The sequence below is a fragment of the Micromonospora sp. LA-10 genome, assembly GCF_051853095.1.
Classification (GTDB): Bacteria; Actinomycetota; Actinomycetes; order Mycobacteriales; family Micromonosporaceae; genus Micromonospora; species Micromonospora echinospora_A.
On sequence record NZ_CP195710.1, the window covers coordinates 5,253,214 to 5,274,322 of the forward strand.

Consider the following 21,109-nt stretch of genomic DNA (forward strand, 5'->3'; position numbering starts at 1 on the left):
TTCCACGGTTCGATCTCGACGGTGAGAGGCAGGTCTTGTCATGCGTGTCTTCCTGCGGCGGGTCCGAGGTCGCCGGCGGACGGTCCTCGGATCGACCTGCTACCGCTCGTCCGCCTACCAGCCCCTGCGCCCGTGGCAGGTGCGTGAGCGGAGCTTCCGGACGACCCCGCTGGGCCGGCGCGGGCTCGACCCGCAGGAGGTGCGGGAGTTCCTCGACCGCGTCGCCGGTGACCTGGCCGCCGTCTACGACGCGCTGGCGCAGAGCCGCCGCGAGACGGACCGGGTCAAGAACGCGCTGCGCCGCTGGCAGTCGGAGCAGGCCCGGGCACGCAACGAGCGGGGGTGCGACAGGTGACCGAGCGCTGGGTGATCCACCTGCCGGTCGTGGTCAACGACCTGCTCTCCGCTCAGCGGCTGGCCCGGGTGGTGGCGCACTGGACGCACGTCCTGCCACAGACCGAGCCCGGCGGCACCACTGTCTCGGCGGAGGACGACCAGAACGTGCGCCACTGGGTGTTCTGCGACCGGTTGCTGCCCGGGGGGCAGCGGTGCCTGCTTCGGCCCGGACACGACGGTGAGTGCTCCCGGCGGTTCCGGCCGCGATGAGCACCCGCCGGGGTCAGCGGCGTCGAGGGGCCTCGGCGACCACTGTCGGGGAGAACTCGTTCGCCGCCTCGACCGCCCACTCCAGCGCGTAGTCCGCCTCTTCCTCCCAGCCCGGCTCGCCGCCGACGAAGTGCGACCGGCCGGGGAACTCCCGGTAGCCGGTGAGCGCCGTCGAACTCCGGTAGAGGTTGGCGATCGAGCTGGCCAGGGTCGCCGGCACCACGTGGTCCTCACCGCCCGCGGTGATCAGCAGCGGGGCGCGGTCGCTGCGCTTCTTGTCGATCTCGGTGGCCGACTTCGGGTCCAGGTTGGCGAACGCCGCCTCGAACAGCACGTGGCCGGCGCCCGGTACGGCGTACCGCTCCCAGGCTGCGTCGGACTGCTCCTGGCTGATGGTGTTGCCGAAGGCGTACCGGAAGTCCTCCGGCGTGAACGGCACGGCGCGGTGCCGGTTCGCCGGGTTGTGCAGGATGGAGTACCCGGATCGCAGCGTGCTGGGCGGCAGCTTGAGCACGCCCCGTACCGGCGCGGGGTGCACGGCGACCACCGCGGCGCCGAGGTGCCGGTCCGCCAGCAACTGGGCGATCAGGCCGCCGAACGAGTGGCCCATGATGATCGGCGGGCGCGGCAGGTCCCGGACGATCGCCGCGTAGTGCTCGGCGATGTCGGCGATCCGCTGCGCGGCGATCGGCGCCGGGTCGGCCCGCAGCTCCTCCACCTCGCGGTCCATGCCGGGCCAGGCGGGCGTGAGCACCTGGAAGCCGCGCTCGGCGTACCGCTGCGCCCAGTGCTCCCAGCTCCGCGAGGTCATCCAGAGGCCGTGGATGAGCACGATCGTGTCGACCCGTCCCGTCGGTGCGCTCATGCCGCGGCATACCCCGCCCGGCGCGGTCCTCACTCCGCCCTGACAAATGTCACGGCCGGAAGGTGACTGGCGCTCCGGGGAACCGGACACCGCACGCCGGAGCATCGGGACATGACCGAACCCGCACCGGCCGTGGACCTGGCCGGACTCACCAAGACCTTCGGCCCGGTGACTGCCGTCGACGGGCTCGACCTGCGGATCGCCCCCGGTGAGGTGGTGGCGTTCCTCGGCCCCAACGGCGCCGGCAAGACCACCACAGTCGACATGCTGCTCGGCCTGGCCCGCCCGGACGCCGGCACCGTCCGCCTCTTCGGCGGCGACCCGGCCGACGCCGTCCGGCTCGGCCGGGTCGCCGCGGTGATGCAGACCGGCGGCCTGCTCAAGGACCTCACCGTCGCCGAGACGGTACGCATGACCGCGCACTTCTACGGCCACACCCGGCCGGTGGCGGAGGTGCTGGAGCGCGCCGGCATCGCCGGGATCGGCGGCCGGGCGGTGGGCAAGTGCTCGGGCGGGCAGCAGCAGCGTCTGCGGTTCGCGCTCGCGTTGCTGCCCGACCCGGACCTGATGGTGCTGGACGAGCCGACCACCGGCATGGACGTCGAGGGCCGCCGCGACTTCTGGCAGGCGATCCGGGCCGATGCCCGCTCCGGCCGGACCGTCCTGTTCGCCACCCACTACCTCGACGAGGCCGACGCGTACGCGGACCGGATCGTGCTGATCCGCCAGGGCCGTGTGGTCGCCGACGGCACCACCGCCGAGATCAAGAACCTGGCCGCCGGCCGGGTCGTGCGGGCCACGCTGCCGGGCGCCGACCAGGCCGCGCTCGCCGCGCTGCCGGGCGTGCGCTCGGTCGAGGTACGCGGTGACGTGGTCCTCGTGCACAGCGAGGACTCCGACGTGGTGGCCCGGCACCTGCTGACCCGCACCGGCGCCCGGGACCTGGAGATCACTTCACGCAACCTCGAGGACGCGTTCCTCACCCTGACCGCCTGAACCGGGGAGCCTTGCCATGACCGCCACGACCTCGTCCACCACCGACACCCGCCGGGCCGACCGCCGGCCACCGGCGCTCGGCGGCTTCTGCGCGCCGGTGCTCGCCATCGAGATCCGCCGGGTGCTGCGCAACCGGCGCACGCTGCTGTTCATCCTGGTCATGCCGGCCGTGTTCTTCCTGCTGTTCGGGCTGCCCACGCGCGGCGAGAAGCTCGACAATGGGCTGCCGGTCACCGGCTGGATCATGATCAGTCTGGCCGTGTACGCGGCCATGGTGGCCACCACGAGCGCCGGGGCGGCTGTCGCCACCGAACGCGCGCTGGGCTGGAGCCGGCAACTGCGGCTGACCCCGCTGCGGCCCGCCGCGTACGTGGCGACGAAGGTGGCCACCGCGATGGTGCTCGGCCTGCTCGGCGTACTCGTGGAGTTCGCCGTCGGCGCCGCCTCCGGGGTCCGGCTTCCGGCCCACGTCTGGGTGGAGTCCGGCCTGACCGCCTGGATCGGCTCGCTGGTCTTCGCCGCGTTCGGGCTGTTCGTCGGCTACCTCGCCCCGGCCGAGAACGTCATGCAGTTCATGGGCCCGGCGCTGGCCATCCTGGCCATGCTCGGTGGCCTGTTCGTCCCGCTGGATCTGCTGCCCGACGTCATGCAGCAGATCGCCAAGTTCACCCCGGTGTACGGGGTCGGTCAGCTCGCCCGCGCGCCGCTGACCGGCACCGGGGTGGACTGGGCGGCGGTCGCCAACGTGACCGCCTGGACCGCGTTCTTCGGCCTCGGCGCGGCCCGGCTGTTCCGCCGGGACACCACCCGGGTCTGAGCGGGGTCTAGCGTGGTCGGCGTGACGCCGCAGCCCGGTCCGGCCCGGCCGGTGAGCCGCCACTGGCGGTTCACCGGCTGGCTGCTGGCGGCGGTCTGGCTGTTCTTCCTCAACATTCCGCTCCGCACCGCACTGCAGCAGCCGCAACCGTGGCGGCGGCTGGTCGGGATCGGCGCGCTCGTCGCGTTCGGCGTGGCGTACGTGCTGATCTTCGAGTGGGCCCGGGCCCGCAGGCAGCGCAACCTGTCGGTCCCGCCCGCCCGGGCCCGGCTGCTCGTCGCCGTGCTGCTCGCGATCGGGCTGGCGAGCATCCCCGGCACCGGCGGCGACTGGCTGACCACGCTCGTGTTCGTGGGCGCCGCGGCGGTGTTCCTGCTGCCCTCGGTGGAGGCGCTGGTCGTGGTGCTGCTGGCCGCGGCGGCCGGGCCGGTCACCGCCCGTCTGGTGCCCGGCTGGGAGTCGGAGAGCACAGTCGTGTTCGCGGTGCTGCTCGCCTCGTTCGCGATGTTCGGGGTGAGCCGGCTGGCCCAGCGCAACGGCGAACTCCGCGCCGCGCAGCAGGAGATCCGCCGGCTGGCGGTGGCCGAGGAACGCGCCCGCGCCGCCCGGGACCTGCACGACATCCTCGGGCACTCGCTCACAGTGGTGGCGGTCAAGGCGGAACTGGCCGGCCGGCTGATGGAGCTGGACCCGGCCCGCGCCGCCGCCGAGATCGCCGACGTGGAGCGGCTGGCCCGGGAGGCGCTGGCCGACGTGCGGGGCACCGTCGGGGCGTACCGCGGGGTGGATCTGGCCTCCGAACTGGCCGGCGCGCGGTCGGCGCTCGCCGCCGCGGGCGTCGTCGCGGAGCTGCCGGAGTCGGTGCCGTCGCTGCCGGCGGACCGCGACGAGCTGTTCGGCTGGGCGGTCCGCGAGGGGGTGACGAACGTGGTGCGGCACAGCGGCGCCCGGCGCTGCGTCATCCGGGTGGAGCCGTCGGCGGTGGAGGTACGCGACGACGGCCGGGGCCCGGCGGACCAGCGGGGCACGACGGCCGGGCACGGCCTGGCCGGGCTGCGCGAACGCGCCCGGCGGCTGGACGCCACTGTGACCGTGGCGCGGCCGGACGACGGGCGTGGCCTCCTGCTGCGGGTGACGGTGCCCGCGGCGGATCCGGACGGAGGGACCCACCGGTGACCGAGCCGATCAGGCTGCTGCTCGCCGACGACCAGGCGCTGGTGCGTGGCGCGCTGGCGGCGCTGCTGTCGCTGGAGCCGGACCTGACGGTGGTGGCCGAGGTGAGCCGCGGCGACGAGGTGGTGCCCGAGGCGCTGCGCTCCGGCCCGGACGTGGCGCTGCTCGACGTGGAGATGCCGGGCCTGGACGGGGTGGCCGCCACCGCCGCGCTGCGGGCCGCCCTGCCGTCCTGCCGGGTGCTCGTGGTGACCACGTTCGGGCGTCCCGGCTACCTGCGCCGGGCAATGGAGGCGGGCGCGAACGGGTTCGTCGTCAAGGACACCCCGGCCCGGCAGCTCGCCGACGCGGTCCGCCGGGTACACGCCGGGCTGCGGGTGGTCGACCCGGCGCTCGCCGCCGAGACGCTGGCCACCGGGCCGAGCCCGCTCACCGAGCGGGAGACCGAGGTGCTGCGTACGGCGCGCGGCGGCGGCACGGTTGCCGAGCTGGCGGCGACGTTGCACCTGTCCGAGGGGACTGTTCGCAATCATCTCTCCGCCGCGATCGGCAAGACCGGCGCCCGCAACCGGGCCGACGCGGTGCGGGTGGCCGAGGCGAACGGCTGGCTGCTGGGCTGAGCCGGCTCAGGGCAGGCGGTCGACCACCACGAAGGCGGTGCCCGGCTCGACCTCGGTCAGCAGCAGACGCTGAGCGCTGCGGGTCAGCCGGATGCAGCCGTTCGTGACGTTCTTGCCGAGCGTGTCGTCGTTGTACCAGCTGTGCAGTCCGATGTGGGCGCCGCGCAGGCCGGTCGGCACCGCGTCCGGGTCGTCGGGGATCGCGCCGAGCGCGAAGATGTCGACGCCGCCGTAGACGGCCTCCGGAGGCGGGGTGCGGCCCAGCACGAACGTGCGGCCCAGCGGCGTGAGCTGGCCGGACATGCCGAGACTGACCGGCCAGGTGCGCATCGCGCGCCCGTCGCGCTGCCAGGTGAGCCGGTGGGTGCGCCGTTCCACCACGATCTGGTCGCGCAGCGCCACTGTGGTCCAGCCGCCCGACGGCAGCCAGGCGATGGTGCGGTTGGCCGACGGGAGCAGCACCGCGGTCCAGCCGGAGCGGCGTTCGACGATCGGCACGGTGAGCCGTACGCCGCTGATGGTCGGCGCGAGGAAGGCCAGCGGACGGCCGCCGGGCGCGTCGTACGCGGCCACGTTCCGGTTCGGGCGCAGCCCTTCGCTGAGCGGGCGAGTGTCGGCCGGGTCCGGGTCGGGCGGGAAGCCGCGCGGCGCCGGGTCGTAGGTGACCACCGGCAGGTCGTCCGGCGGGGGCGCGGCGGGCGGCACCGACTCATACGGCGACGGGCTCGGCGCGGCAGTCGTGGCCGAGGGCGCGGCGGCGGCCGGCGCGGACGGGCGCGCGGGCGTGGCGGTGAGCGCGCGGCCGACCAGCAGCGCGGTGACGAGCAGCAGCGGTACGGCGAGCGCGGCGATCAGCCAGCCGGGAGGCCGGCGTGTGGCAAACCGGTCGAACAGCACGAAACTGACTGTAACTGACCGGAAGCCCTCGTACCCGGTACTACGGGTACGAGGGCTTCGCGGCCCGGGTGGCTCAGCTGAGCTTCGCGCCGATGTGGATGGCGATCGCGTCGTGCGCGGCGATGTTCGCGGCGAACCAGCCGGACGAGTCCACCGTGATCACCGGCCCGCTGCACGAGCCGTTGCTGAACGTGCCGTGGACGACGTCGCAGTAGCGGCCGGCCGGCAGGCCGGTGTAGTACGAGCGCCCGTTCACGGCTGCGCCCTCGTCGTTGATCGTCAGGTAGCCCTTGCCGGTACGGCTGAACGCGATGTGCTGGTAGCCGTTGTCGTACCAGTTGGAGACCCCGGCGCCCTCGGTGGCGTTGCGGAAGCCGACCATGTTGGCGATGACCGGCCAGCGGTGCTCGCACTCCCAGCCCGAGTAGCAGGTGACGTTGGTGATCCGGTTGCTGCCGTCGGCGGGCGGGCCCTGGTCCCGGCCGCTGTAGGTGAAGCTCGACATCACCGCCGGCGTGCCGTACGGCCAGGCCAGCATGAACGCGTTGGCGAGGGCGTACGCGCCGCGGTCGCGGTAGGTGAGCACGCCACCCTCGCGCTGGGTGTCGTGGTTGTCGGTGAAGACCACCGCCTTCGCGCTCGACAGGTAGCCCCAGGACTCGCCGAAGTTCTTCAGGTACGCGAGCCGCTCGTTGTTGAACATCCGGGCCAGGTCCTTGCCGTACCGGAACTCGTGCACGTCACCGTTGCCGGTGTACTCGGTCGGCTGGATCGGCTCGCCCGCGCCGTAGATGACCTCCTGCACCAGGTACGCGCTGCGGTTCAGCTTGGCCTTGATCGCGGCGATGTCGGCGGCCGGCATGTGCTTGCTGCCGTCGAGGCGGAAGCCGTCGACGCCGAGGGAGAGCAGGTCGTTGAGGTACGCGGCGAGCCGGCCGCGCACGTACTCCGACTCGGTCTTGAGGTCGGCCAGGTTGACCAGCTCGCAGTTCTGCACCTCGTACCGGTCGTTGTAGTTGGCGATGTCGTTGTTGCCGTTGCGCCCGCAGTAGTGGAAGTCCTGCGCCGAGTAGACGCCCGGGTAGTTGTAGTGGCCGTACGACGAGCCGGCCCAGCCGGTGCCGCCGTTCTCCTGGCCGGACATGTGGTTGACCACGGCGTCGACGATCACCTTCACGCCCGCCGCGTGGCACGTGTTCACCATGGACTGGAACTGCGCGCGGGTGCCCTTGCGGGACTCGATCCGGTAGCTGACCGGCTGGTAGGACACCCACCACTGGCTGCTGTTGACGTGCTCCTGCGGTGGTGACACCTGCACGTAGCCGTAGCCCTTCGGGCCCAGCGTGCTGGTGCACTCGGCGGCCACCGAGGCCCAGTTCCACTCGAAGAGCTGGACGATGACCTTCTTGGCGCCCGGGGTGGCGGCGGCGGCCGGGGGTGCCGCGGCGGCGACGGGGACCAGCAGGCTGGCGGCCAGACCCAGGGCGAGCGCGGCGGCGCGGCATCGGCGTCGATGCATCAGGACTCCTGCGGGGTGCGGGGATGCGGGGGAGTGGAGCCTGTATCAGTGCTGGCGTCTTGCAACCAGACTGAAATTTTGCGGCAAGGTTACGAGCTTGTTGCAAAGTCTGTCAACGTATGGGCATCCGTCGTTGCGTCACGCGCGACACGCGCGTCCGGTGCGGACGGTTCGAAAAACCGGCCGAGAAATTCGCCACCGGACGTGATCCGTGCGCGCGCTCCCTCCGTACCTGAGGTGGGAGCAGGGTCGGTCGGTGGGGGCGCCGCCGTGAGACGATCGAGGAGCAGATGGCCCGGGCACAGCAGAACGAGAAGACGACGACCGTCCGGACCACCACCAGCAGCCGTGGTGCCCGGACCATGTCGAAGTCCGCGATCGCGGCGCTGACCGCTTCCGCCCTCGGCCTCGCGTGGGCCGGAGTGGAGCTGGCCGGCGCCGGCGGGCTCATGTACTCGTACGGATTCTTCTTCACCGAGTTCTTCGCCGGGGTGGTCGCCCTGGTCGCGCTCAGCATCACAGTGATGCTGGGCCTGCTGGCCACCGACCGCCTCGTGCTGCTCATCCGGCACCGCGTGCTGCTCCAGTCGGCGCACCGCGCCACCGGCGTGCTCGGTGTCGCCGGACTGGTCTTCCACGTCATCACCAAGGTGGCGATCGGCCGGGCCGGACCCACCGACGCGGTGGTGCCGTTCATCGGCGGCACCGGCCTCTACGTCGGACTGGGCACCGTCGCCGCGCTGCTGATGGTGGGCGTGCTCTGGACCGGAATCGTCCGGGTCCGGTTCGCCGGAGTCGGTCCCAAGTGGTTCTGGCGGGCGCTGCACTCGATGGCGTACGTGTCCTGGCCGTTCGCGCTGGTGCACGGCCTCAACGCCGGCCGGCCCGCGGCGACCTGGGTGCTGCTCAGCTACCTCGCCTGCATACTGGCAGTGGTGCTGGCGCTGATGGTGCGGCTCTCCGTCCACCTGGGCAAGCGCAGCCGGGAACAGCACCAGGCCGCCGCGCTCAACAAGGCCATGGCCGGCAAGGGCGAGGAGCGGACCGGCGTGTTCGCCGCGATCACCCGCAAGAAGGCCACCGCCAAGGAGGACAGCGGCGCCGGCAAGGGCCGCTGGGCCGAGGCGACCGCCACCTGGACCGCGCCGGCCGGCACCGCCCGGCGCCGCGACCCCGAGCGGTTCGCCGTACCCGTGGTGCCGGAACCCGGGTCGCTGCGCGAACCGGTCCGCGCGGCCGCCGCCCGCCGCCGCGACGAGGAGCGGGTCGCCGTCCGGGTACGCGAGGAGGAGCGCGAGCCGGTCCTCCTCGACCGCGACGAGGAACTGGTGCCGGCACGCCGGTCCGACGCCGAACGGTCCCGCCGTCGTCGCCGCTCCGACGAGGAGCCGGCGGGCCGCCGGTCCCGGACCGACGAGGAGCGGGTGCGCCGCCGGTCCCGGCGGGACGAGGAACGGGTCGCTCGCCGATCCCGGGCCGACGAGGAACTCGCCGCCCAGTACTCGGCGCCGCCGGAGAGCGGGGGCCGCCACTCCGCGCCCCCGGACACCGGGGGCCGCCACTCCGCCCCGCCGGACAGCAGCCGGTACGCCACCCCGGCCGAGGTGGCCCGCTACTCCGCGCCGCCGCGACCCGGCAACGAGCCGGAGGAGCCGTGGGACAGCCCGCGCCGCTGGGAGACCCGCCCGGTCTCCGGTGAGCCGATCTCGGCCGGGCCGATCTCCGTCAGCCCGATGTCGGCGGAGCCGCTCAGCGGGTCCGGCCGGCGCTACCGGGACGAGGAGGACGTGCCGGAGGAGCCGGACTACTGGCGCCCGCCGGCCCGCTACGACGCCGACGAGGCGTTCGTGGACGACACCCCGACGCTCGTCGACCTCGCCTCCCGCCGCGCCATGCGGGCCGGCAAGGACAGCCGGTCCCGTCGCAAGCGGGCCGACGCGGACGCGGTCGACGGGGCGTACTGGGCCGGGCTGCGGGGTGAGGCCCGGTGACGCGGACCGTCCCGCCGGTCGCCTGCGTCGGCGAGCCCCGCCTGACCGCCGGCTTCGCCGAGTTCGGCCGGCTCGACCTGCTCGCCCACGAAGAGGTGCACGGCCCGATCGGCCCGATGGAACCGGCGGCGCTGCTGCGGCTCGCCGAGGCGATCGACCTCAAGGGCAAGGGCGGCGCGGGCTTCCCGTTCGCCCGCAAGCTGCGCGCGGTGCTGGAGTCCTGCGAACGGCAGGACCTCTCCGCCGTGGTGGTCGTCAACGCCACCGAGGGGGAACCGGCCAGCTGGAAGGACAAGGTGCTGCTCACCCGCGCCCCGCACCTCATCCTGGACGGCGCCGCGCTGGCCGCGTTCGCGCTGGACGCGGAGGAGATCGTCATCGGCGTCGCCGACGACGACGTGGGCCGGCCCTCACTGGCCGAGGCGTTGCAGGAACGGCGGATGCCGGTGCCGACCACCATCGTCACGGTGCCGCACCGGTTCATCTCCGGCGAGGGCGGCGCGCTCGTCAACGGCATCAACGGCCTGCCGCACATCCCGCCCGGCACCAAGAAGCGCTCCAGCGACTCCGGCGTCGGCGGGCTGCCCACCCTGCTGTCGAACGCCGAGACGTACTCCCAGCTCGCCGTCGCCGCCCGCATCGGCCCGTACGAGTACGCCGCGCTCGGCACCGACGACGAGCCCGGCACCGTGCTGCTCACCGTCACCGGATCGGCCAAGCGGCCCGCCGTGGTGGAGTGCGCCGCCGGCACCCCGCTGCGCGAGATCCTCGAACTCTGCGAGGTGCCGCCCGGCCCCGGCATCCTGATGGGCGGCTACCACGGAAAGTGGATCACCGCGGCGGCGGCGGAGCGGGCCGAGGTGTCCCGCAAGGGGCTCACCGCCGTCGGCGGCACGCTCGGCGCCGGCATCATCGTGCCGCTCGGCGCCGACACCTGCCCGCTCGGCGAGGCCGCCCAGGTCGTGCGCTACCTGGCCGGCGAGTCCGCCGGGCAGTGCGGCCCGTGCAAGATGGGCCTGCCCGACCTGGCCCGCTCGGTCGACCTCGCGGTCTCCGGCAGCGCGCCGGTCGAACTGGTCCGGGCCGCAGCTGGCGACGTCAAGGGACGCGGCGCGTGCAGCCACCCGGACGGCACCGCCCGGTTCGCACTGTCCGCCATGGAGGTGTTCGCCGACGACCTGCGGCTGCACGCCACCGGCGAGGGCTGCGGCAAGCGGGTCAAGGGCATGATGGGCCTGCCCGGAGCGCCCGACGGCAACCCGCAGAAGCTCACGCTCGACTGGTCCCGCTGCGACGGGCACGGGCTCTGCGCGCACGTGGTGCCGGACTTCATCCGGCTCGACGGCAACGGATACCCGGCGTTCCCGCCCACCCCGGTGCCGACGTGGCTGCGCGAGGGCGCGCTCAAGGCGGTAAAGGTCTGTCCCGAACTCGCGCTTCGCCTGGTCCGGGCCGAATAGAACCAGGAGCCGCCGATGCGTACCGCCGCTCGTGTGACCGCCGCCGTCGTACTGGCCGCCACGCTCGCCGCCGCCACTGGCTGCGCGGCCGGACCCGAGGCCGGCGCGGTGCCACCCGCGGCCCCGGCCGCAGTGCCCTCGGACGTCGCGTCCCCGGCCGCGACGCCGGGCGGGCCGACGTCCGCGCCACCGGGTCCGGTGCCGGCCACGCTGTCGTTCACCGGCAAAACCCTCGACGGTACGGCGTTCTCCGCCGCCGACCTGGCCGGGCGGCCGGTGCTGCTCTGGTTCTGGGCGCCCTGGTGCGCCACCTGCGCCAGCCAGGCGTGGACAGTGGCCGAGATCGCCCCCGCCTACCGGGACACGGTCCCGATCGTCGGCGTCGCCGGGCTCGGCGAGCAGAAGGCGATGAAGGACTTCGTCACCGAGTTCGACCTGGACGGCACGATCCAGATCGACGACCGGAAGGGTGCGCTGTGGCGCCGGTTCAAGGTGACCGAGCAGAGCACGTTCGTCGTCCTGGACCGGACCGGCCGGGTCGTCCACCAGGGGTTCCTGGACGGTGAGGCGCTCACCCGGCAGGTCGAGACGCTGGCCCGGGGATGACCGGCGCGCTGCTGCTCGCCCTGACCGCGGGCATGCTCGGCGCGGTCAACCCGTGCGGCTTCGCGATGCTGCCCGCGTACCTGTCCTTGCTGGTGGCCGACGGGCGCGGCGCCGTCGGCCGCGCGCTCACCGCGACAGCCGCGCTCACCCTCGGGTACGTGCTGGTGTTCGGCGCGTTCGGGCTGGCCGTGGCGCCGGCCGCGGACTGGCTGCGCCCTCGGCTGCCGTGGCTGACCGTCACGCTCGGCGTGCTGCTGACGCTCGCCGGGTGCTGGCTGCTCGCCGGGCGGCGACTGCCCGCGCCGCGCCCGCTGCGCGCCGCGCCCCGGCTCACCCGCACCTGGCCGTCCATGGTGCTGTTCGGCGCGGCGTACGCGCTCACGTCGCTGAGCTGCGCGATCGCGCCGTTCCTGGCGATCGTGGTGACCAGCCTGCGGGCCGGGTCGCCGCTGCGCGGGCTGGCGCTGTTCGGGGCGTACGCGCTGGGCATGGCGCTCGTGGTCGGCGTGGCCGCGCTCGCCGTGGCGCTGCTGCGCGGCCGGGTCGTGGCGCGACTGCGCGGCGCCGGCGCGTGGGCGCCGCGCCTGAGCGGCCTGGTGCTCGTGGTCGCGGGCGGCTACGTCGCCTGGTACGGCTGGTACGAGGTGCGCCTCGCCGAGGGCCGGTACGACGCCTTCACCGACCCGGTGATCCGCGCCGCCGCCCAGCTCCAGCAGACCCTGGTACGGACCCTCGACACCGCAGGCCCCACCGTGCTCGCCGCGGTCCTGGCGGCCCTGCTCCTAGCCGCCCTACCCCTCACCCGCCGCCGCCCCCGCCCCGCCCGCCCGCACCCTCGCTCCCGCGATCTTGCGCTTGGTGCCCGGGCGGAAGGGGTGAAGCGGACTTCTCGCGGGCCGCAAGTGCAAGATCGCGGGGGAGAGGCGGGCGCGGCGGGCGGGGCGGGGACGGCGGCGGGGGAGCGGGTCAGCGCGGGGTGAGGCGGTCGGTGCCGAGCTTGTCGCGCAGGACCTCCGGGACCACCACCGAGCCGTCGGGCTGCTGGTGCTGCTCCAGGATGGCCGGGAACAGGCGGCTGGTGGCGAGCGCCGAGCCGTTGAGCGTGTGCACGAAACGGGTCTGCTTCGCGCCCGGCTCGCGGTAGCGGATCGCCGCCCGGCGGGCCTGGTAGTCACCGGCCCAGGAGACCGACGACACCTCCTTGTACTTGCCGGTGCTCGGCATCCAGACCTCGACGTCGAGCGTCTTCTTCATCGAGGCGCTGGCGTCGCTGGCGGCGAGCAGGCTGGTCTGGAAGTGCAGACCGAGCTTGCCGACCAGGCCCTCGACGTGCCCGACCATCGCCTCCAGCGCCTCGCCCGCCTGCTCCGGCAGCGTGAACTGGAAGATCTCCACCTTGTTGAACTGGTGGCCGCGCACGGTGCCGCGCTCGTCGGAGTGCGAACCGGCCGCCTCACGCCGGTAGCACGGCGTGTACGCGAACGCCTTCAACGGCAGCTTCGGCGTCTCCAGAATTTCGTCCTGGTACGCGCCGAGGATCGCCGTCTCCGCCGTGGGCAGCAGGAACTGGCCACGCGAGGACGACTGCTTGTCGATGTGGTAGACGTCGTCGTGGAACTTCGGGAACTGCCCGGCCGCGAAACCGGCGCTCTCCAGCAGCAGGTGCGGCGGGAGCAGGAACTCGTAGCCGGCCTGGATGTTCTGCTCGATCAGCCAGTTCACCAGCGCCCACTCCAGCCGGGCGCCCATACCGGTGTACATCCAGAAGCCCGAGCCGCCGAGTTTCACGCCCCGCTCGTGGTCGACCAGGCCGAGCGCGCGGCTCAGCTCCACGTGGTCGCGTACCTTCTCGATGGCCGGCGCCTCACCGAACGTCCGCACCACCCGGTTGGCCTCCTTGCCCCCGGCGACCACGTCGTCGGCGGGCAGGTTCGGCAGCTCGCTCATCGCCGAGCGGAGCCGGGACTGCACCTCGTCGAGCTGGGACTCCAGCTCCGCGAGCTGCTTGCGCTCGGCCTCCGGGGCGACCGGCTGCGGCGTGCCGCCGGACCGTTTCGCCTCCGCGTACGCACGCGCCTCGGCCTTGCGGCGCTGCCGCTCGGCGTCGATCTCCGTGATCAGGGCGCGTCGTTCCTGGTCGAGCCGCTGGATGTCGTCCAGCGCCCGGGTGACCTCGGCGGGATCCAGACGCTTCGCCAGCGCGGTCGCCACCGCCTCGCGATCCTTCCGGATCAACTCCATGTCGAGCATGCTGCTCGTACGCCTCCGTCCAGGCAGTCAGGTGGGACCTCCAGATGCTACCGTCGCGCCCTCGCCGCCCCGGCCCGGCCCGCGCAGCCCGCCGCCGCGAGGCCCGTTCCGGTGACGGTGCGTGGTGGTGATGCTGGCGGTCCGGGGTGCTCACAGTGCGTAATGGCGCTTTGGCGCGCCCGTTGCACCGCGTCCGCTCGTAGGTGCGCTGAACTGGTCAATTTCACGGATCCGCTCCCGGGCCGGATTGCCCCTCGGGCGACTTTGCTCTGCAGCCACCGACGCGGCGTTCGACGGAGCGTCAGCGTCGCGCCGATGGCTGCAGAGCAAAGTCCGCACGGGGTGAAGCATCGGGGACAGCGGTGATGTCACGCACTGTCACGAATGACTGCCGCTGGAGGGTGGGGGAGGGAGGCCGGGGAGCGCTGAGCGTCAGAGGCGTACCGGCATCAGCACCGAGAAGGCGTCGGCGTCGTCGGCCCGCCGCACGGCCAGCGGCGTGATCGGGCCGTCGAGTTCCAGCACGAGCTGGCCGTCGCGAGACCCCAGCGCGTCCAGCAGGTACTCCCGGTTGACCGCCACCCGAAGCGCATCCGCGTCGGCCGCGCCGTTCGGGTCGACCAGGCGCAGCTCGCCGCGGCCGCCCAGGCCGAGCGCCACCACCTCGTGCTCGACGCCCTCGTGCGCCCGGCGGCAGACGGGGACGCCGTCGGCGGTGAGCGCCGTGCGCAGCGCCGCGCCGTCGAACGGGATCCGGTACGCGGGCGCGTCGCCGAGCTGCGCCCGCAGCAGCCGCCGGTAGTCGGGGAAGTCGTACGGCAGCGGTACGGCGGTCAGCGCCCGGCCCGCCACCGTGACAGTCACCCGGTCGGAAGCGACGACGACCTCGGCGACGTCCGAGCCGTCGCCGCCCGGCAGCGAGCCGTCGCCCGGCAGGGAGCCGTCGCGCCCCGAGAGCGAGCCGGCAGCGTCCAGCAGCGCCCGCAGCTCGTCGACGGCGGCCACCGGCAGCAGCACGCTCACCGGCGGGCCGTCGACGGTGGCGCCGACCCGGGCCACGGCCAGCCGGAACCGGTCGGTGGCGAACAGGTGCACCCCGTCGGGGGCGACCTCCAGCAGCACGCCGGACAGGACCGGCAGCTCGGGGTCGGCGCCGACGGCGAAGCGTACGGCGTCCACGGCGGCGGCCAGGTCGGTGCGGGACAGCGCGAGGCGGGTGGTCACTGTGGTCTCCTCCGGGTCGATCAGGCTGCGGATGCGGGAGAGCTCACGACGCGCGTCAGCCAGGCCGTCCTCCAGGCGGCGCTGATGCGCGTCCAGCAGTCGGTGCACCTCGGCCGGCCGGTGCTGGTGCCGCAGCGCCTCGGCGATGCCGGTCAGCGGCATCCCCACCCGGCGCAGCCCGGCCACCAGCCGGGCCGGGGCCACCTGCTCCTCGGTGTACCAGCGGTAGCCGGTCACCGGATCCACCCGGGCCGGGGGCAGCACGCCGGAACGGTCGTAGAACCGCAGGGCGCTGACCGTCAGGCCGCTGGCCCGGGCCAGTTCGCCGATGCTGCGAAGCTCGCTCTCCACGGCCGTCATCCTGTGACCTCGACCGGGTCGAGGGTCAACCTCACGTGGGCAGCGTGCGGAACGTGATGCCGGCGCGTACCAGCCGGTCCAGCAGCGCGTCACCCATCGCCGCGACCGGTGTGACCTGCCCGGCGGTCTCCGGCAGATCGTCGAAGGCCAGGCAGAGCGCCGACTCGGCGAGCATCTTGGCTGTCTCGTCGTAGCCCGGGTCGCCGCCGGCCACCTCGGTCACCACCCGACGGCCGCCGCCGGAGCCCACGAACCGCACCCGGAACCACGACTTGGCCCGCTGCTCGGCGGTCGGCCCCTGCCCGGAGGCGAGCCGCCCGAGCAGCCAGCGCCGCGTCGGCGCCACCTTCACCAGCCCCACCACCCCGGCCAGCCCGGCCCCGGCGACAAGGACCGTGGGCAGCCGCTTCATGGCCGCGAAGTGCCGGTAGCGGAAGTCGGGGCCGTACTCCGGGCGGGCCGCCGCGGACCGGCGGACCACCTGCGGGTCGATGGTGGGCAGCGGCACCGCCCACTGGCCGAACTCGCGTACCCGGCCGACCTTGCCCGGCACCGCGCGGACCCGGCGTCCGTCCGGCTGCGGCTCCATGGCCCGGCGGGCCCGGGCCGCGCGGCTCATCTCACCGGTACGGGAGAACGCGGTGAGCGCCGAGTGGTACGTCCCGGCGGAGAACCGGCCACCGGCGCGCACGTAGCCGTCCACGGCGATCGGCCCGTCGGCCGGCAGTTGCTTGACCGTGTACCAGACGCCCAGGTCGTGCGGGATCGAGTCGAAGCCGCAGGCGTGCACCAGGCGGGCCCCGGTGCGGACCGCCTCGGCGTGGTGCCGCACGTACATCCGGTCGACGAACTCCGGCTCGCCGGTGATGTCGAGGTAGTCGGTGCCGGCCGCGGCGCAGGCGGCCACCAGCGGCTCGCCGTGGTGCACGTACGGGCCGACGGTGGTGGCCACGACCCGGGCGGACTCGGCCACCGCCCGCAGCGACGCCGGGTCGGTCACGTCGGCGGTGAGCAGGGGCAGCTCGGCCAGGGCCGGGTCGATCGCGGCCAGCCGGTCCCGGACGGCGGCCAGCTTGTCCGGGTTACGCCCGGCCAGCGCCCAGCGCAGCCGCTCCGGCGCGTGCCGGGCCAGGTACTCGGCGGTCAGCCCGCCGGTGAAGCCGGTGGCGCCGAACAGGACGAGGTCGTACTGACGGTCTGCGCGCATCCGCCGAGTGTGCCATCCACGGCGCTGAGCTTCACGGCGTGAAGACCACCCGCACGCAGCCGTCGGCCCGGTCGCGGAACAACGCGTACCCGTCGGCGCCGCGCTCCAGCGGCATCCGGTGCGTGGCCAGATGCTCGGTGACCAGCTCGTCGCGGGCCATCCGCGCCAGCAGCTCCGGGATGGCTGTCGCGCTCCGCCGCCGGGCGGCACGGACGGCGAGGCCCTTGTCCGCGAGCGCGCCGAGCGGGAACCGGTCCACCACACCGGGCCGGGCGTCGAGCACCACCACGACGCCGCCCTTGCGGCAGGCGTGCACCGCCTCGCGCAGCGCCGCACCGCCGTCCGCCTCGGTCAGCGGCCACCGGCTCGGCTCGGCCGGCATCCCGGAGGCGTCCACGCACACGTCCGGGCCCCGGCCGCCGCTACGTTCCCGCAGCTCGGCGAGCACGTCCACGTACCTGTGGTTGAGCGCCTCCACCCCGGCGTGCCGGGCGACCATGCGCAGCCGGTCGTCCCGGTCGTCGACCACGATCACCCGATCCGCGCCCCGGGCCACCGCCGCCCCGGCGGTGAGCTGGCCGACCGCGCCCGCGCCCCACACCGCCACCACGTCGCCCGGGGCGACCTCGCCCAGCTCGGCGCCGTACCAGCCGGCCGGCGCGGCGTCGGCGGCGAACACCGCCCGGTCGTCGCTCACCGACTCCGGTACGGCGAACGCGCCCACGTCCGCGTACGGCACCCGGACGAACTCGGCGTGGCCACCGGCGAACCCGCCCAGCCGGGCCGGCCGGCCGAAGCCGCCGGCGGACGGCTGGCCCCACTCCGGCTCGGCGGTCACGCCGCTCGTGCCGTTGTCGCAGCAGGCGAGCAGCCCTTGCCGACAGAACCAGCACTCCCCGCAGGCCACCGCGGCGCCCACCACCACCCGGTCGGCGATCCGGTGCCGGCGTACCTCCGGGCCGACCTCGACCACCTCGCCGAGGAACTCGCGTCCGAGCACCTCCCCGGCGGACGCCTCGGGCACCCGGCCGCCCAGGAGCGGCAGGTCCGCGCCGCAGGTCGTGCTCCGCCGCACCCGCACGATCATGTCCTGGGCGTTGCGCAGCTCCGGGTCCGGGACGCGGCGCACCTCCACCGCGTCGGCCCCGGCCCAGCACAGCGCCCTCATCGCGCCGGCCCCGGCCGGTCCAGCGGCGAGCGGTCCGCGCGCAGCACCTCGCCGGTCTCCAGAAGCTGCTTGGTCTGCCGCAGCACGTGGCGCAGGTAGCGGCCCGGGTCGTCGCCGACCAGGTGCGCGGCGAACCCCGGCAGCGTGCACTCCCCGCCCAGCGGACGGATCGCCAGTTCGGTGCCGCGACCGCCGGGCGCCGGGCGGGCCCACACCTCCACCGCCCCGTCGAGACGACGCAGCGGCTCGGGCCACCGTCCGGCCGGCAGCACCCGCTCGGGCGCGGTGGCCACTGTCACCACCTGCCACCGTCCCGGCCGTGGATCGGTTGCGACCCGCTGCGGCAGGCGGTCGGCCAGCCTCCGCGCCCCGCCGGCCGCCAGCGCCAGCGCGCCGGCCGTCAGCCGTCTGATCCGCGCCACCTGACCTCCCGAGGTCCCGGCCTCGGGCGGCCGGCGCTGCCCGGCCGGCCGCCCGTGTGCTCCAGGGTGGGCCAGGGGCGGGTGAGCCGGGTTCGCCCGGAAGGGGTGAACCGGCGCGGTCCGGGTAACCGCTGCCCGCACCGACGGGGGAGGGATGCATGCCGGAAGAGGCCGACCAGGTCCGATTCGTGGCCGCGCCGCACGACACCAGGGAGATCACCGGTACGTCCGATCTGCGTACCGCCGGCATCGATTCACCCGACCTGGCCGGTGGTGCGCTGCCGGGCGGCCCGCCGCTGCTGGCGTCCCGGTTGACGCCACCGGCATCACCCGAGCCGGGTCTGCTGCGGCCCCGGCTGGTGGAGCGGGTGGAACAGGGCGCGAGCGGGCCGGTGACGCTCGTGCTCGCGCCCGCCGGCTGGGGCAAGACGACAGTGTTGTCCACCTGGGCGCGGGCGGAGCGGGACGGTCCGGCGCCGGCATGGGTGACGGTGGGTGAGGGCGACACCACGCGGCGGCTCTGGGGCTATCTGGCGGCGGCCCTGCGTACGGCCGCGGCCGAGGACCCGGACGACGCGCCTCCGCCCCTGCCGGACGGCCCGCCACGACCGGAACAGCTGGAGTCGCTCGCCGCCGCGCTGGCCGCGCGGGAACGGCCGGTGCTGCTGGTCCTCGACGACCTGCACCGGGTCACCGACCCGGCGGCCCTGTCCGGGCTGGAGTTCCTGCTCCAGCACGCCGACGGGCGGCTGCGGCTGGTGGCCGGCGCGCGGCGCGAGCCGCCGCTGGCGCTGCACCGCTGGCGGCTGGCCGGCGAGCTGACGCTGATCGGCGCGGACGAGCTGGCGTTCACCACCGACGAGGTCGCCGACCTGCTGGTCGCGAACGGCGTGCCGGTACCCGCCCCGGCGGTGCCCCGGCTGGCCGAACGCACCGCAGGCTGGCCCGCCGGGCTGCGCTTCGCCGCGCTCGCGCTGGCCGCCGGGACCGACCCGGCCCGCGCGGTGGACCGGTTCGCCGGTGACCAGCCGGACGTCGCCGCGTACCTGCGGGACGAGGTGCTCGCGCCGCTGGGCCCGGCGACCCGCGACGTCCTGCGCCGCGTGGCGGTGGCCGTCGCGGTCCGCGCCGACCTCGCCGCCGTGCTGACCGGGCGGGCCGACGCCGGGCAGGTGCTCGCCGAGGCGGCCCGGGACGGCGGCTTCCTCCATCAGGACGGCGGCAACCCGCCCTGGTACCGTCCGCATCCGCTCCTGGCCGACGTGCTCCGGGACGAACTGGGCCGGCTGCCCGCCGACGAGGTGCGCGAGCTGCACCGGCGGGCGGCGGACTGGTACGCCGCCCACGACCGGCCGGCCGAGGCGGTGCGGCACGCGCTGACCGCCGGCGAGTGGACCGCCGCGACCGAGCTGCTGATCAGCCGCTGGCCGGAGCTGGCGCCGGACGAGCCGAGGGCTACGGCGGCGCCGCCCGAGCCGCCGGCGGACGCGGTCCGCCGCGACCCCGAGCTGGCGCTGGCCGCCGCCGCCGAGCGGGCGTACGCCGGTGATCCGGCCGCAGCCGACGGGCAGCTGCGGCGGGCGCTGGCCCAGGCCGACGACCTGCCCGCGCCGCGCCGCGACCGGTTCCGCCGGCTGGCCGCCGCCGTGGAGCTGAGCCTGGCGCGGCTCGGCGGGAACCACGAGGGGGTACGCGAAGCAGCCGGCCGCCTGCTCGCCACCGCTTGCGGCCCGGCCGCCGACGCCGCCGCCGATCCGCGTGCCGGGTCGGCCGAGCGCGACGACGTACGCGCGGTGGCGGGCGCCGCGCACGGGCTGGTCGCGCTGGCCGAGGGGGAGCTGCCGGTGGCGCGTACCCGGTTCGCCGAGGCGCGGGAGGCGGCGCGCCGGGCCGGTCGGCCGCGGACCGAGCTGCTCTGCGTCAGCCGCTCGGCGGCGCTGGAGGCGGCCCGGGGCGCGTTGCGGGCGGCCGAGGAACTCGCCGGGGAGGCGCTGGCGATGCCGGCCTGTCAGGGCTGGTCGGCCCGGTCGGACTGCGGCTACGCGTACCTGGCGCTGGCGCTCGTGGCCTGGCACCGGGACCGGCCGGCGGAGGCCGTGGCCCACCTGGCGCTGGCCGGTCCGGCCACCGCGGAGCCGGGCGGCGCGGCGCTGGCGGCGCTCTGCCGGGCCGGGCTGCTGGCCGACGGCGACGACCCGGGCGGCGCGCTGCGCACGCTCGCCGGGGCGCGGGCGGTCGCGCCCGGCCCGGAGCTGGGCGGGTGGCTGGCCGCGGAGGAGGCCCAGGTACGCGCGGCCGCCGGTGACGCCGACGGCGCCCGGGCGCTGCTCGACGCCACGGGCGACGGGCCGGCGCCGGAGCTGGCGGCCGCCCGGTTGCTGCTGCGCGCCGGTGACGCCCGCGCCGCGGAGCGGGCGCTGCCCGACTGGGCCGGGCCCGGCGCGGCGGACTGGCCGCTACCGGTGCGGCTCGGCGCGGGGCTGCTCGACGCGGCGCTGGCCGGCGGGGCCGGGGACGCCCGGCGGGCCGGGCGGGTGCTGGAGGAGGTGCTGGCGCTCGCCGAGCCGGACGGCTTGCGGCGCGTCTTCACCCGGGCCGACCCGGGGGTACGGGACCTGCTGGCCGCGCACCTGGACTCGGGCACCGCGTACTGGGCGACGGTGAGCGAGCTGGTCCGGGGCGCTGAAGCGCAGCCGGTCACCGGGACGGCGGACGGTCCGGCGCGCGGGCTGGACGAGCCGCTCACCGAGCGGGAGCTGACCATCCTGCGGTACCTGCAGAGCATCCTGTCCAACGTGGAGATCGCCGCCGAGCTGTCGCTGTCGGTGAACACCGTCAAGACGCACGTGCGCAACATCTACCGCAAGCTCGACGCGACCCGCCGGCGGGACGCCGTCCGGCGGGCGCGCGACCTGCGGTTGATCTGAC

General features: G+C 75.0%; 19 protein-coding genes. 11 read left to right on the forward strand and 8 right to left on the reverse strand.

What is annotated here, in order from left to right; translation table 11 throughout:
• The first annotated feature begins 40 nt into the window (after positions 1-40).
• The gene (locus ACSDG8_RS24820) at positions 41-355 is read left to right on the forward strand and encodes a DivIVA domain-containing protein (RefSeq protein ID WP_439427274.1); all 315 of its coding nucleotides are present in this window, start codon (positions 41-43) and stop codon (positions 353-355) included.
• The gene (locus ACSDG8_RS24825; protein ID WP_013287870.1) at positions 352-606 is read left to right on the forward strand and encodes a hypothetical protein; all 255 of its coding nucleotides are present in this window, start codon (positions 352-354) and stop codon (positions 604-606) included. Before ACSDG8_RS24820 ends, ACSDG8_RS24825 begins: the two co-directional genes overlap by 4 nt.
• A gap of 13 nt (positions 607-619) precedes the next feature.
• On the opposite strand, the gene ACSDG8_RS24830 is transcribed toward ACSDG8_RS24825, so the two are convergent.
• Positions 620-1,471: an alpha/beta hydrolase gene (locus ACSDG8_RS24830; protein ID WP_439427275.1), complete on the reverse strand. Its 852-nt coding sequence runs from the start codon at positions 1,469-1,471 to the stop codon at positions 620-622.
• A gap of 111 nt (positions 1,472-1,582) precedes the next feature.
• On the opposite strand from ACSDG8_RS24830, the gene ACSDG8_RS24835 reads away from it, so the two are divergent.
• From ACSDG8_RS24835 to ACSDG8_RS24850, 4 genes are read left to right on the forward strand one after another with little or no spacing between them, the layout of a single operon-like run.
• On the forward strand, positions 1,583-2,467 hold the full coding sequence (locus tag ACSDG8_RS24835) for an ABC transporter ATP-binding protein (protein WP_210942790.1): 885 nt from the start codon (positions 1,583-1,585) through the stop codon (positions 2,465-2,467).
• 16 nt (positions 2,468-2,483) lie between these two features.
• A complete protein-coding gene (locus ACSDG8_RS24840; protein ID WP_210893537.1) occupies positions 2,484-3,284 on the forward strand; it encodes an ABC transporter permease in 801 nt (266 codons plus the stop codon).
• A gap of 21 nt (positions 3,285-3,305) precedes the next feature.
• The gene (locus ACSDG8_RS24845; RefSeq protein ID WP_439427276.1) at positions 3,306-4,460 is read left to right on the forward strand and encodes a histidine kinase; all 1,155 of its coding nucleotides are present in this window, start codon (positions 3,306-3,308) and stop codon (positions 4,458-4,460) included.
• The gene (locus tag ACSDG8_RS24850; protein WP_210893541.1) at positions 4,457-5,077 is read left to right on the forward strand and encodes a response regulator transcription factor; all 621 of its coding nucleotides are present in this window, start codon (positions 4,457-4,459) and stop codon (positions 5,075-5,077) included. The genes ACSDG8_RS24845 and ACSDG8_RS24850 overlap by 4 nt, the downstream gene beginning before the upstream one ends.
• A 6-nt stretch (positions 5,078-5,083) precedes the next feature.
• Here ACSDG8_RS24850 and ACSDG8_RS24855 read toward each other — a convergent pair whose 3' ends face one another.
• Together ACSDG8_RS24855 and ACSDG8_RS24860 are read right to left on the reverse strand one after the other, a co-directional pair.
• A complete protein-coding gene (locus ACSDG8_RS24855; RefSeq protein WP_210893543.1) occupies positions 5,084-5,974 on the reverse strand; it encodes a L,D-transpeptidase in 891 nt (296 codons plus the stop codon).
• Positions 5,975-6,047: 73 nt separating this feature from the next.
• Entirely contained in the window at positions 6,048-7,493 is a 1,446-nt protein-coding gene (locus tag ACSDG8_RS24860) for an alpha-amylase (RefSeq protein WP_210893545.1), read from the reverse strand.
• A 290-nt stretch (positions 7,494-7,783) separates the two neighbouring features.
• Between ACSDG8_RS24860 and ACSDG8_RS24865 the strand changes: the two genes are divergently transcribed.
• Genes ACSDG8_RS24865 through ACSDG8_RS24880 form a run of 4 tightly spaced genes read left to right on the forward strand, consistent with a single transcriptional unit; the run spans position 7,784 to position 12,530 of the window.
• The gene (locus ACSDG8_RS24865; RefSeq protein ID WP_210893547.1) at positions 7,784-9,484 is read left to right on the forward strand and encodes a hypothetical protein; all 1,701 of its coding nucleotides are present in this window, start codon (positions 7,784-7,786) and stop codon (positions 9,482-9,484) included.
• Positions 9,481-10,944, forward strand: a complete 1,464-nt coding sequence (locus ACSDG8_RS24870) for an NADH-quinone oxidoreductase subunit NuoF family protein (RefSeq protein ID WP_210893549.1) — start codon at positions 9,481-9,483, stop codon at positions 10,942-10,944. Before ACSDG8_RS24865 ends, ACSDG8_RS24870 begins: the two co-directional genes overlap by 4 nt.
• A gap of 15 nt (positions 10,945-10,959) precedes the next feature.
• Positions 10,960-11,550, forward strand: coding sequence for a TlpA family protein disulfide reductase (locus ACSDG8_RS24875; protein WP_210893551.1), 591 nt, complete (start codon positions 10,960-10,962; stop codon positions 11,548-11,550).
• Complete coding sequence (locus ACSDG8_RS24880) at positions 11,547-12,530, forward strand: cytochrome c biogenesis CcdA family protein (protein ID WP_210893553.1); 984 nt, start codon at positions 11,547-11,549, stop codon at positions 12,528-12,530. Before ACSDG8_RS24875 ends, ACSDG8_RS24880 begins: the two co-directional genes overlap by 4 nt.
• Here the strand turns inward: ACSDG8_RS24880 and serS are convergent.
• The 5 genes from serS to ACSDG8_RS24905 form a co-directional block, all read right to left on the reverse strand.
• A complete protein-coding gene (serS, locus tag ACSDG8_RS24885; RefSeq protein WP_073831267.1) occupies positions 12,517-13,800 on the reverse strand; it encodes a serine--tRNA ligase in 1,284 nt (427 codons plus the stop codon). The genes ACSDG8_RS24880 and serS overlap by 14 nt on opposite strands.
• A 432-nt stretch (positions 13,801-14,232) precedes the next feature.
• The gene (locus tag ACSDG8_RS24890) at positions 14,233-15,384 is read right to left on the reverse strand and encodes a MerR family transcriptional regulator (protein ID WP_210893554.1); all 1,152 of its coding nucleotides are present in this window, start codon (positions 15,382-15,384) and stop codon (positions 14,233-14,235) included.
• Positions 15,385-15,415: 31 nt separating this feature from the next.
• A complete protein-coding gene (locus ACSDG8_RS24895) occupies positions 15,416-16,591 on the reverse strand; it encodes a saccharopine dehydrogenase family protein (RefSeq protein ID WP_210942792.1) in 1,176 nt (391 codons plus the stop codon).
• A 31-nt stretch (positions 16,592-16,622) separates the two neighbouring features.
• On the reverse strand, positions 16,623-17,759 hold the full coding sequence (locus ACSDG8_RS24900) for an alcohol dehydrogenase catalytic domain-containing protein (RefSeq protein ID WP_210942793.1): 1,137 nt from the start codon (positions 17,757-17,759) through the stop codon (positions 16,623-16,625).
• Entirely contained in the window at positions 17,756-18,181 is a 426-nt protein-coding gene (locus ACSDG8_RS24905) for a hypothetical protein (protein ID WP_210893560.1), read from the reverse strand. Before ACSDG8_RS24905 ends, ACSDG8_RS24900 begins: the two co-directional genes overlap by 4 nt.
• Positions 18,182-18,339: 158 nt before the next feature.
• On the opposite strand from ACSDG8_RS24905, the gene ACSDG8_RS24910 reads away from it, so the two are divergent.
• On the forward strand, positions 18,340-21,108 hold the full coding sequence (locus ACSDG8_RS24910) for a LuxR C-terminal-related transcriptional regulator (RefSeq protein ID WP_439427277.1): 2,769 nt from the start codon (positions 18,340-18,342) through the stop codon (positions 21,106-21,108).
• Position 21,109 lies beyond the last annotated feature (1 nt).

Bases quoted from the DNA above. Each gene is read 5' to 3' on its own strand.
- ACSDG8_RS24820 (WP_439427274.1), top strand. From the start codon at position 41: ATGCGTGTCTTCCTGCGGCGGGTCCGAGGTCGCCGGCGGACGGTCCTC.
- ACSDG8_RS24830 (WP_439427275.1), bottom strand. From the start codon at position 1,471: ATGAGCGCACCGACGGGACGGGTCGACACGATCGTGCTCATCCACGGC.
- ACSDG8_RS24835 (WP_210942790.1), top strand. From the start codon at position 1,583: ATGACCGAACCCGCACCGGCCGTGGACCTGGCCGGACTCACCAAGACC.
- ACSDG8_RS24840 (WP_210893537.1), top strand. From the start codon at position 2,484: ATGACCGCCACGACCTCGTCCACCACCGACACCCGCCGGGCCGACCGC.
- ACSDG8_RS24860 (WP_210893545.1), bottom strand. From the start codon at position 7,493: ATGCATCGACGCCGATGCCGCGCCGCCGCGCTCGCCCTGGGTCTGGCC.
- ACSDG8_RS24865 (WP_210893547.1), top strand. From the start codon at position 7,784: ATGGCCCGGGCACAGCAGAACGAGAAGACGACGACCGTCCGGACCACC.
- ACSDG8_RS24875 (WP_210893551.1), top strand. From the start codon at position 10,960: ATGCGTACCGCCGCTCGTGTGACCGCCGCCGTCGTACTGGCCGCCACG.
- ACSDG8_RS24880 (WP_210893553.1), top strand. From the start codon at position 11,547: ATGACCGGCGCGCTGCTGCTCGCCCTGACCGCGGGCATGCTCGGCGCG.
- serS (WP_073831267.1), bottom strand. From the start codon at position 13,800: ATGCTCGACATGGAGTTGATCCGGAAGGATCGCGAGGCGGTGGCGACC.
- ACSDG8_RS24890 (WP_210893554.1), bottom strand. From the start codon at position 15,384: ATGACGGCCGTGGAGAGCGAGCTTCGCAGCATCGGCGAACTGGCCCGG.
- ACSDG8_RS24895 (WP_210942792.1), bottom strand. From the start codon at position 16,591: ATGCGCGCAGACCGTCAGTACGACCTCGTCCTGTTCGGCGCCACCGGC.
- ACSDG8_RS24900 (WP_210942793.1), bottom strand. From the start codon at position 17,759: ATGAGGGCGCTGTGCTGGGCCGGGGCCGACGCGGTGGAGGTGCGCCGC.
- ACSDG8_RS24910 (WP_439427277.1), top strand. From the start codon at position 18,340: ATGCCGGAAGAGGCCGACCAGGTCCGATTCGTGGCCGCGCCGCACGAC.